Annotated in this window: 10 protein-coding genes; all 10 read right to left on the reverse strand. The window is 66.2% G+C overall.

The genetic code is table 11. From position 1 onward, the window contains the following. Window positions 1–328: 328 nt before the first annotated feature. The 10 genes from cas2e to HMPREF0975_RS01065 all read right to left on the reverse strand — a co-directional run bounded on the left by cas2e (window position 329) and on the right by HMPREF0975_RS01065 (window position 14,787). Window positions 329–721, reverse strand: coding sequence for a type I-E CRISPR-associated endoribonuclease Cas2e (gene cas2e, locus HMPREF0975_RS01020; protein ID WP_009232223.1), 393 nt, complete (start codon window positions 719–721; stop codon window positions 329–331). Next, window positions 715–1,653, reverse strand: coding sequence for a type I-E CRISPR-associated endonuclease Cas1e (gene cas1e / locus HMPREF0975_RS01025; protein ID WP_009232224.1), 939 nt, complete (start codon window positions 1,651–1,653; stop codon window positions 715–717). The genes cas2e and cas1e overlap by 7 nt, the downstream gene beginning before the upstream one ends. A gap of 2 nt (window positions 1,654–1,655) precedes the next feature. Then, window positions 1,656–2,342: a type I-E CRISPR-associated protein Cas6/Cse3/CasE gene (cas6e, locus tag HMPREF0975_RS01030; protein ID WP_009232225.1), complete on the reverse strand. Its 687-nt coding sequence runs from the start codon at window positions 2,340–2,342 to the stop codon at window positions 1,656–1,658. Next, window positions 2,333–3,049 (reverse strand): type I-E CRISPR-associated protein Cas5/CasD, encoded by a 717-nt coding sequence (cas5e, locus tag HMPREF0975_RS01035; RefSeq protein ID WP_009232226.1) that lies wholly within the window; start codon window positions 3,047–3,049, stop codon window positions 2,333–2,335. Before cas5e ends, cas6e begins: the two co-directional genes overlap by 10 nt. Beyond that, entirely contained in the window at window positions 3,049–4,176 is a 1,128-nt protein-coding gene (gene cas7e / locus HMPREF0975_RS01040) for a type I-E CRISPR-associated protein Cas7/Cse4/CasC (RefSeq protein WP_009232227.1), read from the reverse strand. The genes cas5e and cas7e overlap by 1 nt, the downstream gene beginning before the upstream one ends. 2 nt (window positions 4,177–4,178) lie before the next feature. Beyond that, the gene (gene casB, locus HMPREF0975_RS01045; RefSeq protein WP_009232228.1) at window positions 4,179–4,904 is read right to left on the reverse strand and encodes a type I-E CRISPR-associated protein Cse2/CasB; all 726 of its coding nucleotides are present in this window, start codon (window positions 4,902–4,904) and stop codon (window positions 4,179–4,181) included. After that, entirely contained in the window at window positions 4,901–6,568 is a 1,668-nt protein-coding gene (casA, locus tag HMPREF0975_RS01050; protein WP_009232229.1) for a type I-E CRISPR-associated protein Cse1/CasA, read from the reverse strand. Before casA ends, casB begins: the two co-directional genes overlap by 4 nt. Beyond that, window positions 6,565–9,516, reverse strand: coding sequence for a CRISPR-associated helicase/endonuclease Cas3 (locus HMPREF0975_RS01055; protein ID WP_009232230.1), 2,952 nt, complete (start codon window positions 9,514–9,516; stop codon window positions 6,565–6,567). The genes casA and HMPREF0975_RS01055 overlap by 4 nt, the downstream gene beginning before the upstream one ends. Window positions 9,517–9,945: 429 nt before the next feature. Next, the gene (ileS, locus tag HMPREF0975_RS01060) at window positions 9,946–13,317 is read right to left on the reverse strand and encodes an isoleucine--tRNA ligase (protein WP_009232231.1); all 3,372 of its coding nucleotides are present in this window, start codon (window positions 13,315–13,317) and stop codon (window positions 9,946–9,948) included. A 522-nt stretch (window positions 13,318–13,839) separates the two neighbouring features. Continuing rightward, on the reverse strand, window positions 13,840–14,787 hold the full coding sequence (locus HMPREF0975_RS01065) for an aldo/keto reductase (protein ID WP_009232232.1): 948 nt from the start codon (window positions 14,785–14,787) through the stop codon (window positions 13,840–13,842). Window positions 14,788–15,058 lie beyond the last annotated feature (271 nt).

A 15,058-nucleotide genomic window follows, 5' to 3' on the forward strand; every position in this document is an offset into this window, starting at 1 on the left:
GGATCATCCCCGCTCGCGCGGGGTTTACTGAGACTGAGCCTGCGAATTTGAAATCATCGCGGGATCATCCCCGCTCGCGCGGGGTTTACTTAGAAAGTCTCATAAGAAACTGCCTAATTATGGGATCATCCCCGCTCGCGCGGGGTTTACGGGTGTTGGTTCGGGATCAGGTTCTGGTTCTGGGGATCATCCCCGCTCGCGCGGGGTTTACGTTGTGTCGGGCCGGGTTAGGTGTATTATTGAGGGATCATCCCCGCTCGCGCGGGGTTTACACTTGCGGATCCCTGGAATCCCAACGATGAGCCATGCTACCAGACCGCGTTTACCTTCAGTGCTGGCCTAGAGCCCGCTCCGCCGAGTTCCGGTAGCGCCGTCGTCTTGCGGCGATCGACCATGACTCCTTCGGAGGCTTAACGGCACCGGGAATCGCCTGCGTTCCCCCGATCTGCCGGTACGGGCTGCGCATAACAAGACACCCCTCGATGTCGACAGGTTCACGCTCATGCCCCAGGGAGGCGACCGCGAACCGCTGCTCAGATCGCACCGACCAGATCAGCAGCGCCCGCCCTTCCCCGATGTATGTGCGGACCAGTTCCCACAGCTGCTCTCGCACTCGAGCTGAGAGATGCCCGACGAAGATCCCGGGAGAGACCTCAAGCAGCCAACGGGTCATGGATCCCCGCAACGAGGCGGGGGCTGCCGACAGGATCAGAACTACCATCCTCCTGCATCCTCTCCGGCGTAGTTCGCTCCACCGGCTACAGCACGCTGCTGGTAGTCCCACAGGGAGACTACGTTGATGCTCATATCCTCCAGATCCTCAACCTCGAGCAGGCGGTAGATGTCCTTGACCGTCCGCTCTATGACCTTGAGCTCGAAGACCTTGTCCCGAACGCGCCGCCGCGTGGTCCCGGTGAGGTCCTCCATCCCCTCGGAGACGACGTCGAAGGCGATAGGTATCGTCGTCTCCGCCTTGTACAAGTCCGCGACGTCGTACACGAAGGACCGCTCGTGCCCGGTGTGGACGAAGCCGAGCCCCGGAGAACAGCCCAGGGAGACGATCACCCCGTGGACGACGCCGTACAGAGCCGCGTGCGCGGCTGAGAGCGCCTGGTTGATCGGATCCGACGCCTCGAAGTCATCGGGACGGTAGTCGCGTCGGGCCCAGGGGACCCCGGTACGTCTGGAGTTGTCTCGATACACCTCACGAACCCTGGCCCCCTCCCGCCCCCTGAGCTGCTGCATGGTGAGCCCGTCAACGCTTTCACCGCTGAAGCGCATGCAGTACATCTCGCGCGCCACCCGAAGTCGCTTCTGGGGAGAGGAGACCCTGGCCGCTTGCTCCACCAATAGTCGGGTGGAAGTAGCCAGGGAGCGGCCGTGCGCGTAGTAGCGCACACCGCGTTCACCGACCCAGACCGCCGTCGTCCCGCACTCGCCGAGCAGGCTCATCGCCTGGTGACTGACCGACGTTCCCGGGCCAAGGAGGACGGCGACCAGCGAGGCAGCGGGGACGCGGATGGTGCCCTGGTCGTTGCGCGCGGTCAGGGCACCATCCTCCCGATGCACCACGCAGTGCTCCAGGTAGAGGAAGGACATCCGGTCCTGGACACGGGGCAGCGCCGTTACCGGAACCGGCAGCATTCTGACCATGATCAGACCTGCTGCACCCGGGCGAGCGTCATGAGCCCACAGCCGTAGGCTTTGGATTTGCCGATCCCGGTGACGAGCGCACGGCACAGGGACTCAGGATCAGTGATACGCATAACCCCCTCGTAGACGGTGCGGTTGATAGTCACGCGGTCGTATCCCCCACCCCCTGGTCGTCGCCGATTGAAAACGGGGCGCTCTCGGTGCGCGACCAAGACAGCCTCGTCAGTTCCCTCACCATCAGCATGGTCCACGGGCATGAGTTCGAAGCCGAGTCGTGGGGTGCGTTCAATGAGCCACTGCCGCTGCTGTTCAACGGTGACGTGTCCGTACCGCTGTCCGCGCACTCCCGGTCCCTTCGAGGTCGAGTAGGACGGGTTCGCCGCGAGGCGGAAGGCCCACAGCTGCCCGGCATCCAACGAGGTGAGGAACGGCGAGTAGTCCAGGGTCCGCGCCTGGGTGCCGGCAGCCCCCGCCTCCGCGACGAGCTGAGAGCAGTCAGGCTCCAACGGCGAGAGTATGTACAGCACCGTCGTCACGTCCCGGTCGACCCGCCACAGGACGCGTCCAGATCCGTTCCCTTCATGACCGCCGGTGGCGCCCATGACGACGGCGTGCATGACCTGGGGCGAACCCAGATACTTGCGCGCTAGGCGGCGCTCCGGGGCCAGATCGATCTTCGTCAGAAACACTGGTTCGCCTCCTCCAGCACAAGCATGGGATCGTGAGTGTCTGTTTTACGAGTGCTCACCCGTGTCATGAGCCGTTCAACCTGGCGGAAGTCGTAGTCGCGGCGTCGCGGATCGAAGGAGGCCGGTACATCACGACTGCCATGGGCCGCGCCCCGCTCCCCTACGGGTACGGCCTCCTGGTCGACAAGCAGCTCCGCGTCGAAGACATGGCTGCGGTGCCGCTTCTGGAACCATGGTGAAGCGAGCCAGGGCTCTGCCCGAAGCGCATCGAGCAGCGCCGCCTCCCGAAGGCCCAAAGACACCGGTGGCGTCGGCGGGCATGAGCGCCTGCCGAGATACAGAGGGAAGGCCGGGTGGTGAAGCGCCTCGTCAATGCCCTCCAGGAGGGGGCGATCGCCTTCGATACCTGCGAGGAAAACGGCATCGGCGAGGTAGTACCGGTGCGACAGGGGCATGGAGTCCTTGCCGTCGAGGGTGCGCGCCGTGTGGAAGTCCCTGATGACTCGACCGGGCTGGTCCTTGCGCACCCCGAACCGCAGGGACAGGAGATCCTCGATCGGGTCCGTCCGGCGACGGCCAACAGCGGCCGCCAGCATGCCGATGATGCCGCTCCTGGTCGGCTCGAGCTCGGTGGAGCGGACGGTGAAGCGAGATTTCACCCCCCAGGCCTGCAAAGGTCCTGCGAGTCGCAGGAGGAGGACGGTCATCAGACCCGCTCCTCACGGCCCACTCGGGGATCCACGACCTGACGGACCCGTCCGGGCAGGTCGGCGAAGGGCACACGCTCACCGAGCGAGGAGACGGCGTCGGAGTCCTTGAGGGCGACGACGAAGCTGCTCAGCGGCCTCAACCCGTAGTTCTTCTCAATCGTCTCGGCATACCGGGCCAGTTCGCCCACCGACCGATCGGCGTAACCGGTGCCGGAGGCCTCCGGCACCGGTTTCTCGAAGGCACCGACGAGGGAGATGGGCTGGTCGTCGCGTATGGAGATGACGATGGTCTCCGGCAGGGTCCGGTTGGCGAACGTGTTCTGCTTGCCGGTGGGCATGGACAGGCAGAAGCCCTTGATGAAGACCTCTAGCGCCCGCAGCGCAGCGCCGCCGTCCCCGAGGTTTTCAACCAGCATGTCAAGATTGACGGTGGCATAGCGGTACATGGTGGCCGAGGAGAACTCGACCGTGCCCATCATGCCGGCGCCGGCGTCCTCCTCCTCGGAGCGGTTCTTCTCATCGTCGACGGCGGTGAAGAAGTCGTACTCGTTCTCGGCGGCGTGCGTGGAGATGGCGTGGGCCACCTGGCAGGCGGCGTCGACATTGAGATCGGTGTCGTCAGCAACCATGCGTCCGAAGAGCGCGATGTCGACGGCGTGCTCCTCCTTGAAGATCTTCTTGACTGCCTTGGCGTCGAGCGTCTCGCCGCTGCGGGCCGAGGCGATGGCCAAATCGGCCAGGCGCGCGATCTGGCTGGTGGACAGGAACAGGAGGTATCCGGATTCCTGAGGCCCATCCTTCTTGCCGCGCGGAGGTGAGAGCTTGATCTTGGCCGCCTTGAACACTCCCTCGGCGAGCACGGCGGCGTTCTCCGCAAGTTCAGGCGCATCCTTCGCAATCGTCGAGGCCAGCACCTCGACGACTCGCTTCGTGCGTACGCCGACGTCATCGGCATCCAGCAGGTCATTGAAGTACAGGCGCGCGGCCCGTTTCCAGGACTGGCTGGAGACCCGCAGACGCCGGACACCGCCGTAAACAGCGGATTTGGGTGAGCCCGAGTCGTCTCGGTTGACGCAGGAGGGCGGAAGGTTCTGGATGATGTGAATATCGATGTAGGTGCTCATTGTCAGTTCTCCGGGGTTGGCGCGGTTGTCGTTGAGTTGGTCGCAGATGCCGGGGTGGCATCGTCGGAAGAGGCTAGGGATTCGGCAGATAGGAACTGGTACTCCCGTGACCAGGTCAGGCGAACCTTTCTGGCTCCGCCCGGTTGTTGGAAGTGGAGGATGTCGTCTGCGAGCATGGCGTGATCCAAGGAGATGCTCCGGGCTCGGAGTAGCGAGATGAAACCCCGCAGGTGGTGGCGTAGCTCGGTGACGGTCGTCGAGGTGACCAGGGCGTTGAAGCGCGCTCGGGCCGAAGGGTTCTCGTCCGGTGGACCGATCAGGCTGCGGGCGGCATGGCCGAGCCCTCTTCCGGGCACGAACATGGGTTCGGTCCGTGACTGCTGGTGCACGGCATAAAGCGTCATGGCGGTATGGACGGCAGTCTCCTCCCACGTTGGGGCGTCTCCCGCATAGTCGGGAACGTGGACGCTGGTGAGCGCCCAGATCTCGGGGAGCTCTCCGGGAGGTCTGTTCGCGCCCTTGCGCAGAGCGGCCAGCTCACCGCGTGCTCGAGCCTCATTGCGCCGATAGCGGGCTTGCAGGCCCTCCTGCCTCTTCGTTCCGCCAATGCGCTGGTCGACGAGGCGGCCGGCATTCTCCTCCAGCCGCGGACGGTGGGGCCGCTGGCTCACTCCGGGCGGTACTGCATCCGCGGAGTTGGCGTGTGTACTGGTATCCGACACAGTCATGCCGGTGTCCTTTCTTCATTCTTATTGTTCTCAGCGGTGCTGTCTTGCTGCGCAGGTGCCGGTACGGCCACGTTCAGAGCGCGGCGGAAGAAGAACAACGCCTTACCGACGTCCATCCGTCCCTTTCCCTCTCCACGCCCGGCGAAGGCGGTATCAGGCGCGGCGGATGCCAGCGCCTCCTGCTGCTCCCATGCCTCGGAGCGCAGCAGCCTGCGCCACTGGTCGCGCGCCCTGACCGGGTCCGCTTCGTCGAGGGATGCGAGCCATCGGGGGAAACGCTCATCAATGACCTGGTAGAAGGCGGCACTGGCATGCTCGCGCGCAGCCGACGCCGTATCCAGGCTCCCGCCGCGAGCGCGATCCAGGTTCCCGGCCAGGTTCCGCAGTGCGGAGGCGGCATGCTCCGTCTCCTCCATGGCGTCGTGCACAACGGCGAGCAGTCGCGTGTTCTCGGGGTCGAGTAGGCCAGCGGGCAGGGAGAGGACATCGTCGACGAGCTCGGAGACGACCGCCTCCTGGGCTCCGTACTCGATACCGACGGCACGTAAAGGAATGAGGCCGCCTGCAGGCACGATTCTGCGGCGCATGAGCTCCTGATAGAAGGAGACGACACCGGGAGAACGGTATCGTGTCACTTCCCCTGCACCTTTTACCGTAACCTTCGGACTCAGCTGAGCCACAACGGTTGACAGGCCCCGCCAGAATGCTCTGTCCGTCGGCAACTTACGCGGCATGTAAACGGGCGTTTTGAACTTCTTGGTCTGAGGTTCGGAGAAGCGCCATGCGGTCATCGGTTCCACCAGATACCGGTTCTGAGGTGTTGCCTTGTCTCCATTGCCGAGGAAAAGACCGGTGACTCCCGCATCGTCGCCGTGCAGCAGCACGCGGCGCGTCTGCCACGTGTAGCAGGAAACAGGTCCCGTAGGTTCCAGGTCATGGGAACCCGCCGGGCCGTCATTCTCGTGCTCCCACGGAGCGAGATCCTGTTCGGGATCGACGTCAACCAGATCAGGGAGGTCCTCGCAGACGGCAGTGTTGAGGAGCAGCGTCCGCTCCAGGCTTTCGCCCGTCACGGTCACGGTGCCGATCTGCCCTGTCCACCCGGGGCCGATTGGATACCCCTTTCCCCCTTTGACCCAAGGGTCGCCGACGGCTCCGGTGCGGATGCCGGACGGGTCGAAGGCGTGAACGTGAACCAGCCATCTGGCCGCCTCCGCCCAGCCGATGGATTCCAGCCCTTGAGCAATACGAGTCGTGAAGAAGGGATTTCCGTTGGGGACATCCACAATGAGGGACTCCAGCCCCGAGGTCTTGCCCGATGCTGCGTGGATACCCGCAACCTGGAAGAAGGGACGGTCCGGGTCGCGCAGGTCGAAGCGCTCCCGGTAACGCTCGAGGTAGGCACTGGCGTCCCGCCCCAGGCGCTCGGGCTCCTCCCAGTACTCCCTCCAGGTGTCCAGGTCCTCCGGCCCATCCATGGCGCGGTGGCAGATGGCCAGCAGCAGGCGCAGGATGGCCACGTCCTGGCTGGCGATCTCGCCGTGGATCCCGGCGATGTCCGTCGCCTCCCGGAACAGGGTGAGGAGGGAGACCTCGTCGGGAGCGCCGTCGAGCCTGGTCACCCGGATCCAGGGCTCGTCGAGAAGATTGAAACGCTGCGTCATTCTGATTGGACCTCCTTGAGTCCGGTGGATGGGGAGTACTCGAGTACGGTGTCGGCCAGTTGCGCCCGGCCCTCATCCAGGAGAAGGAACAGCTGTCCTCGGAGCTGCGGATCATCCTGCCAAGCGGGCACGACGCATTTCTCCAGCTCATCGATGACCTGGTCAATCCGGTGCGGATTGCTCAGGCGCGGAGGCAGCCTCACGGCGGACAGGGCCATGGCGCGGGCGATCTTCTTGTCCGGGGCGCGGTCTGTGGGGATCATGGCTCCTGGAGCCTCCGGTGCGGATGGCAGGGTGCGCAGCTCCTCCTGGCCGCCTACCCGGCGCAGGTCCAGGAGGATGACCTCGAGGGAGTCCTCGCCATCGCGGACCTGGGCGCGTCCCCTCTCCTCGTTGTCGGAGGCCGTCACGTGCAGCCAGCCGATCAGGGAGGTACTCTTCCCTCTCCGCTCGGGCTCATTCAGAAGAAAACCCTGAGCGGCCTCATGCTTCGCACGGTTGCTCGTCGCGTATGTCTCCCGAGCTCGGTCGACGGCTTCCTTCCACGACGGCGGCACTGGGGCATCGGGACCGTAGACGGCCTCGATGAGGTCGTGGACATCGTCGGGAACCGTGACGATGCCGGAGCCGTCGATCACCCGGTCCAGTGCGGCCGCGCTCATGAGCATGTCCTGCTCGCCGTAGATCGCCTTGGCCCCCGGTTCCAAGGAGGGCTCGGGGGACGACGTCGACGGCAGCCAGTCGATGTAGCAGGCGGGCTCGGCAAGTCGGGGCGGCCGCCGCCGCTGGTGACGGTGCAGGCGTCCCATGCGCTGGAGAACCAGGTCGATGGGAGCGAGGTCAGTGACGAGCAGGTCGAAGTCGACGTCGAGGGACTGCTCGACGACCTGGGTGGCGACGACGATGGCTCTGCACGGGCGCTTTCCAGCCTTGCGCGGAGGGCCGAAGCGGTTGAGAAGATCCTTATCCTTGGCGAGCCGGTCGCCGATCATGAACCGGGCGTGGTTGAGACTGACGTCCGCGCCGAAGTGCTCGCGCAGCCGCTCATAGGTCTCCTGGGCGCGCCGCACCGTATTGCGGACCACCAGCGCGCAGCCGCCGTCGACGAGGCCCTCCTCCAAGAGCGGGATCAGAGCATCCTTCGTAAGCCGTCTGATCCGGACTGTGCTGCGTCGTCCCGACGCGGTCTGGACGACCTCGGTGCGATCTTCACCAGCAGTGACCAGGCAGGGGAAGGGAGTGTGCACGTTCTCGGGGGCGGGACGACGGTGGACGCGCTCCCCCGCTGCCAGGCGCAGGCCCCGTCGGTAGGCGTCGACCATGGCCGAGCAGCGGGCCTCGGACAGTGTGGCCGATAGGAGCACCACCGGCACCCCGTAGGCTGCGAGCCAGGTCAGGACCCGGTCCAGGTAGACGTTCATGTACGTGGAGTAGGAGTGCACCTCGTCGACGATGACGACCTTGCGGGATAATCCCAGGTGTCGCATGGCCAGGTGTGGGGAACGCATTGCCCCAAACAGCAGGTGGTCCACGGTGGTGACGACGAAGTCCGACAGCATCGACTTCTTGCGTCCGCTGAACCAGGCCAGGATCGCCAGGTCGGCTCTGCGGCCGTCCTCGGAGTCTGCAGCACGGCCCGTTCGAGCCTCTTCCTCATCCCATCCGATCCCGATAGGGCGTGGGGTCTCGCCGGTCGAGTCGTCGAGCGATCCAAGGAGCCGGTCGCGGATCTCGTAACCGCGGCGTCGCAGATACTGGGCCTCCTTGTTGAGTCGAGACCGTCCGTGCAGGAGCTGAGCGGCGAACTCCGACGGCGCCCCCTCGTCGGCGTAGGCCTGCTCAATGCTCTCCAGCCAGTCGAGCTCGCGGGAGAACATGGCGTCTGTCGTCGCCTGGGTGGGTAAGGCGAAGAGGATTCCGGAGCGGCGAGTGCGGGCGGCGAGCACCTCGGCGGCCATAAGGGCCGCCTCGGTCTTCCCTCCTCCCGTGGACTCCTGGACGATGAGCATGCCCGGCAGGCCCATAGAGCGGGCGGCCTGGAGTGTGCGCACCTGGACGTCGGTGGCGCGGGCATCATCGGGCAGGTTGAAACGGCTGGTGAGCAGGCAGTCGGGAGCGGTGCCCTCGTCGCGGGGACGCCATGGCGCGGGGATCTCCAGACGCGACAGGCCGGTGGCCACACGAAGGGTATGGGCGTCGGGCGCGAGCAGGCGCGCACCATCGTCCTGGAGGGACAGCAGCGGGAAATAGGCTTCGGTCGAGGCGATCCAGTCCGAGACGATGAGCAGCCCCGAGAGCTCCACGAGGAAGGGCTGGGACCATCGGTGGCGCGCCCAGTGAGGAAGAAGAGCCGCGGCACCGGTGCGTCGTGTGACGAGTTCGAGGAGCTCGCGACGGGTCGCGTTCCACGTCTCATCCTCGCCGAGGAGGTGCTCATGCCCGTAGTAGTCCTGGCCGAGAGCCGCCGTCGTGGGCGGGATGCCGTGATGGGCGCCGACGACGGAGGCGAGGGCCTCGGCGGGTTCAAGGTCCCAACCGTGACCGTCCATAAGCCAGTTCTCCAGGATCAAGTGCCCAGCCAGGGCGTGCGGTACCTTGCGCCGCTCGAGAGGATCCACCGGTTCGTGGATCAGCCCTGCCTCCTTCATGCGGTCGTCCAGTCCCGGGACCTGGACGGAGAAGGCCGGGGTGCACTTGCCGATGTCGTGCACACCGGCGATCCAGGAGGCGAGCAGGCAGAACTCCTCCACCGGGGTCAGTCCTGAGTCGGAGTCCTCGAACTCGCGCTCAATAAGTTCGCAGACGGTGGGCGCCAGCCAGCGTCTGGCGAGGTGCTCGGCCACCGCAGCAGCGTCGAGCAGATGCAGCCAGAGGGGGAGCCAGTGGCGACTCTCGGGGTTGTAGCCGAATTTGGCCCATGCGGATCGGGCTTGCGCCGAGAGCGTCACAAGGGTCTCCTTCGTTGGAGGGTGGAGCCGAATGGGATACCGGATGGACCTCGACACTGAGGTCCGTCCGCGGGGGGAAATCTGGAGTGTTTCAGCGGAAACTGCGTGCTGCCGCTCAGCAGTAGCAGCCCGCCCCGGAGACAGTTCGATTTTTCAATCACACGGGTCTCAGGGGCCGAGTTTCCACGGCTGATAATAGCACTCGAATCGCTCACCATGAGACCTGGAACACAAGGGAAACACCGATATCCACCCTTATGCAGAAGGTCGTTGAGGTTATTTTAACCGAAACGGCGAATTTCGGTGCCGCACCCTTTCACATGTTCCATCGCGATACAAGCCGAGAATCCTGGTCACGGGACATACCTGTGGGGCCGGCAAACCGCTTCATGCAGTCTGCCGGCCCCACAGGTGCTCAGGTCGTCTCGGTCAGGCCCCGTCCACCTCCGTGGACTTCTCGATGACCTTCTCAACCGTGGCGGTGGGCTCCTTGACGCCGGGGGCGGCGATGACGGAGGCCTCCACACAGCCGACCTCCCGCTTGACGAGGTCCAGGTGAGCGCCGGTCCAGGCGCCCTTGTCCTCGGGGACGGTCAGCTCCAGGCGGATGCGGTCGCCCACGTGCAGGCCGGCGGCCTTGCGCTCGTCCTGGACCAGGCGCACCAGGTCGCGGGCCCATCCCTCGGCCTCCAGGGCGTCGTCGAGGGCGGTGTCCAGGACCACGAAGGCTCCCGAGGGCAGCATGGTGGCGGCCAGGGAGTCGTCGTCGACCTCGATGCGAGTGTTCAGAGTGAAGGCGCCGTCCTCCGCCTCTAGGACCACGGGGGCACCGCCCGCCAGGACGTCGTCGAAGCGGACGTCCCCGTCCTCGGTGAGCTCCCACTGGCCCGCCTTGACGGCGGCGAAGAGCTTGGAGGTGAGCTTGCGGACCTCGGGACTGAAGGCGCGCGGGTTGAGAGTCAGGTCCGCCCTGGCCTCGTAGCCGGCGGACTCGGCGTCCAGGACCCGTACCTCCTTGACGTTGACCTCCTCGGCCACGAGCTCCCGGAAGGGGGCCAGTCCGGCCGGGTCGGCCGTGGCGATGGTCAGACTGCGCAGCGGCTGACGCACGCGCAGCTTCTCGGCCTTGCGCAGGCTCAGGGCCGCCGAGACCGCAGCACGGGTCTCATCCATGGCGGTCACGAGCTCGGCGTCGGCGACATGGACCGGCAGCACCGGCCAGTCGGTCAGGTGCACGGAGCGTCCGCCGGTCAGGCCGCGCCAGATCTCCTCGCTCACCAGTGGCGCCAGCGGGGCCATGACCTCGGTGAGTACGCGCAGCACTGTGGCCAGGGTGTCGAAGGCGGTCTTGTCGCCGTCGGTGAAGCGCTGACGCGAGGTTCGCAGGTACCAGTTGGTGAGAACGTCGAGGAAGTCGCGGATTGTGGCGCAGGCACCGGTGATGTCGTAGCCGTCCATCTGGGCGGCCACCGTATCGGCCAGGTCCTTGGTGCGGGCCAGGACGTAGCGGTCCATGACGTGCAGGCCGCCCCGCTTGGCGAACAGGCTCGCGTCGTCGAGGTCGACGCCGTCGGTGACGTAGCCGGACTCCCCCACCTGGCCCGCGTAGAGCGCGAAGAAGTACCAGGTGTTCCACAGCGGCAGCACCACCTGGCGCACCGTGTCGCGGATGGCCTTGTCGGTGACCACGAGGTTACCGCCGCGCATGACCGGTGCCGAGAGCAGGAACCAGCGCATGGCGTCGGCCCCGTCGCGGTCGAAGACCATGGAGACGTCCGGGTAGTTGCGCAGCGACTTGCTCATCTTCGCCCCGTCGTTGCCCAAGAGGATGCCGTGGGAGACGCAGGAGGTGAAGGCGGGCCGGTCGAACAGGGCCGTGGCCAGGACGTGGAGGGTGTAGAACCAGCCGCGGGTCTGGCCGATGTACTCCACGATGAAGTCGCCCGGGTAGTGCGATTCGAACCACTCGACGTTCTCGAAGGGGTAGTGCACCTGGGCGAAGGGCATCGAGCCGGACTCGAACCAGCAGTCCAGGACGTCGGGGATGCGGCGCATCATGGACTTGCCCGTGGGGTCGTCGGGGTTGGGGCGCACGAGGGTGTCGATGAAGGGGCGGTGCAGGTCGGTGACCTCCACGCCGAAGTCGCGCTCGAGCTCGGCGTAGGAGCCGTAGACGTCGGTGCGCGGGTAGTCGGGGTTGTCACTGACCCACACCGGGATGGGGGCGCCCCAGAACCGGTTGCGGGAGATGGACCAGTCGCGGGCGCCCGCCAGCCACTTGCCGAAGATGCCGTCCTTGATGTGACCGGGGTACCAGTCGATGTCCTGGTTGAGCTCGACCATGCGGTCGCGGATCGCCGAGACGCGTACGAACCAGGAGGAGACCGCCTTGTAGATGAGCGGTTTGCGGCAGCGCCAGCAGTGCGGGTAGGAGTGCACGTAGGAGGCCTGGCGCACCAGGACGGCGCGCTGGCTCTCGTCGCGGCGGGCCAGCGGGCCGGTGCCGTCGCGCAGGTCGGCGACGATGGGCTTGTTGGCTTCGAAGACCTGCAGCCCGGCGTAATCGCGTATCTCCTCGGTCAGGCAGCCGCCGTCGTCGACGGGGACGACGGTCTCGATGCCGGCCCCGGAGCAGGCGATCATGTCGTCCTCACCGAAGGCCGAGGCCATGTGGACCAGTCCGGTTCCGTCGGAGGTGGTGACGAAGTCGGCGGCGATGATCGTCCAGGCGTTCGGTCCGGGCGCCGCGCCCTCGGCCCGGTGGGCGGCGTCATCGAAGTAGTCGAAGATCGGGTGGTAGCGCCGCCCCACCAGGTCGGCCCCGGTGCAGGTGGCCAGCACTTGCGGCTCCTCACCGAGCTCGCGGGCGTAGGAGCCCAACAGGTCCCGCGCCATGACGACGTCCTGGCCGGCGACCGGCGAGTCGAGGTCCTCATCGACGTGGACGGTCGCGTACTCGACGTCGGGCCCCACGGCAATGGCCACGTTGGAGGGCAGCGTCCAGGGCGTGGTGGTCCAGATGAGGACCAGCTCGGGGCGTTCGGCGCCCTGGCGCAGCGGCTCCTCCAGGCGCAGTCCCACGGTGACCGTGTTGTCCTGGCGGTCCTGGTAGACGTCGTCGTCCATCTTGAGCTCGTGGTTGCTCAAGGGGGTGCGGTCGTGCCAGCAGTAGGGCAGGACGCGGTAACCCTGGTAGGCCAGTCCCTTGTCCCACAGCTGCTTGAAGGCCCACAGCACCGACTCCATGTAGTCGGGGTCGAGGGTCTTGTAGTCGTTGTCGAAGTCGACCCAGCGCGCCTGGCGGGTGACGTAGTCCTCCCACTCCTTGGTGTAGCGCAGGACGGAGGTGCGGCACTCCTCGTTGAACTTCTCGATGCCGATGCCGCCGGGGCGGGTGATCTCGGTGACGTCGTCGATGCCGAGCAGGCGCTGGGCCTCGAGCTCAGCGGGCAGGCCGTGGGTGTCCCAGCCGAAGCGGCGCTCGACGCGCTTGCCGCGCTGGGTCTGGTAGCGCCCGACGGCGTCCTTGACGTATCCGGTCAGCAGGTGGCCGTAGTGGGGCAGGCCGTTGGCGAAGGGAGGGCCGTCGTAGAAGACGAACTCGTCGCAAGGCTCGCCGCGGTTGTCGATGGAGGCCTGGAAGGTGCCGTCGGTCTTCCAGTAGGCCAGAACCTCCTCCTCGATGGCGGGGAAGGAGGGCGAGGGGTCGATCTGCTCCCCCGGCCGGTGCAGGGGGTAGAAGGCGGCGCCGGTCGGCTCGCTGCTGCCGGCGGTGGTGGTGTCAGCCATCTTCTCAACCATCGCGGTGTGCTCTCGTCTCACTCGTTCCTGCCGCCCCGGGCGGGTGCCCTGGGCCTGACGAGGACGACGACGGCTCCCGGCCGGAACTGGCGTCCGGCTGGTGCCGCACCGCGGTACCACCTCGCTTGCCGTGCTGCGCGCCCCGACCGGGACGGCCTGCATGACCGCTTCGTTTCCAGCTGTGACGGGCTGTCCCGTCCGGTTCTACTGAGGGCCGGCGGTGCTGGTGCGCCGCAGCGGCCCGGTTCTTCCGGAGGCTCGCCGGTGATGGCCGGGTCTGTGCCTTTGCTCCGGGGAGTGTAGTGGGCGGCGCACCGCAGGGGCCAGTTCATCGCCACTCCCGACGACGTCGTCCTCCCCACACTCACGGTTGGAATAGCGGCCGGGTGCCCACCCGTCCCGGAGCCAGCGACCGTAACCGATCCTGCAGACACCACCTGACCCCACCAACACGGATACACGTCGTCCCTGAAGAAAATGTTGATCTGTGGGCTGCTGGTCGCCGGCTCGGATCCGCTCGGTCTAGCCGGCTGCGTTAAGCTCCTCGACGGCCTCCTCTGGAAGGCTGAAACGGGTCGCCTCGACCGCCTCGGTCAACTGGGTGACGCTGCTGACGCCCACGATGGGGGTGATGGCCGGCTGCTGGGCGTTGAGGAGGGCCAGAACGACCTGGCTCGGCTTCATAGCCAGCCTGTGCGACCACTCGCGCAGTACCGTCAGCCGACTGTGGGTTCCGGGGTGCTCGTAGGCTTCGGGAAGCGGGCGCTCCGGGTGCTCGTAGGCGCCGGTCAGCAGCGGCGTGTAGGCCCACAGGTCCAGTCCGCAGCGCTCGGCGAGGTCCTTGCTCTCGATCGTCATCATCCCGTGTGGATGATCCTCGCCCTCAACAGGTACATCTGGCCTGGGGTGAAGATAGGACTCCCGCAGCTGGAGGGCGCTGAACTGGGCCGAATCCCGCTGCTGGGCATACACATTGGCCGCTGCCGCGTACCAGGCCGGATGGTTGGACAGCCCGATACGTGCGGTCAGTCCTTGAACCACCAACTCGCCGAAGGTATCGACCACGTCCGCAATCGACTGCTCGCGGTCCTCCATATGAGCCCAGTACATGTCGACGCGCTCCGTCTGCAGGCGCTGCAGGCTGTCCCGGATGGCCCGGTTGACGGTGTCCTTCCTGAGGCCTTCTACTGCGCCCGGGAAGCCATGGGGGCGAGTCGGCTCCGCGCCGACCTTGGTGCTGATCCTCACCCGTTCTCGCACCCCGCGGTCGTACAGCCAGTGGCCGATCACGGTTTCACTCTGACCCCCGAACCCGGTCTCGGAGCCCCAGAACGCGTAGCAGTTGGCGGTGTCGATCCACAGGCCGCCGAGATCCAGGTAAGCGTCGAGGATTTCCCGGGACTGAACGGCGGGCAGACGGGTGCCGAAGTGCATGGTGCCGAGCGCCATGCGAGGGTGTGCATCAGTCATCGAAGTACTCCCTTCGTGTTCCATCACGGCGAACAGTGCATAACGTATCAGCGACCGTCGGCGAGTCCGCCGAGCTCAACCGAGACTTCAGGGATAACTACGGCTACGCATTGTCCTTGCAGAAAACGTTGATCCCGATGGCTGTGCCGTCAGTCCTCCGTGCCCTCGGTGGAGTCCTGCTGCTGGAGGACGCCCGAGGAACCGGAGCCGCCCTGCTGACCGGCCTCGCCCGAACCGGAGCCGCCGGGCGCGTCGCCGTTGGGAGTGGTCC

Origin of the sequence: Actinomyces sp. oral taxon 849 str. F0330 (assembly GCF_000239715.1) — a bacterium.
GTDB classification, from domain to species: Bacteria; Actinomycetota; Actinomycetes; order Actinomycetales; family Actinomycetaceae; genus Actinomyces; species Actinomyces johnsonii.

Bases quoted from the DNA above. Each gene is read 5' to 3' on its own strand.
- cas2e (WP_009232223.1), bottom strand. From the start codon at position 721: ATGGTAGTTCTGATCCTGTCGGCAGCCCCCGCCTCGTTGCGGGGATCC.
- cas1e (WP_009232224.1), bottom strand. From the start codon at position 1,653: ATGGTCAGAATGCTGCCGGTTCCGGTAACGGCGCTGCCCCGTGTCCAG.
- cas5e (WP_009232226.1), bottom strand. From the start codon at position 3,049: ATGACCGTCCTCCTCCTGCGACTCGCAGGACCTTTGCAGGCCTGGGGG.
- cas7e (WP_009232227.1), bottom strand. From the start codon at position 4,176: ATGAGCACCTACATCGATATTCACATCATCCAGAACCTTCCGCCCTCC.
- casB (WP_009232228.1), bottom strand. From the start codon at position 4,904: ATGACTGTGTCGGATACCAGTACACACGCCAACTCCGCGGATGCAGTA.
- casA (WP_009232229.1), bottom strand. From the start codon at position 6,568: ATGACGCAGCGTTTCAATCTTCTCGACGAGCCCTGGATCCGGGTGACC.
- ileS (WP_009232231.1), bottom strand. From the start codon at position 13,317: ATGGTTGAGAAGATGGCTGACACCACCACCGCCGGCAGCAGCGAGCCG.
- HMPREF0975_RS01065 (WP_009232232.1), bottom strand. From the start codon at position 14,787: ATGACTGATGCACACCCTCGCATGGCGCTCGGCACCATGCACTTCGGC.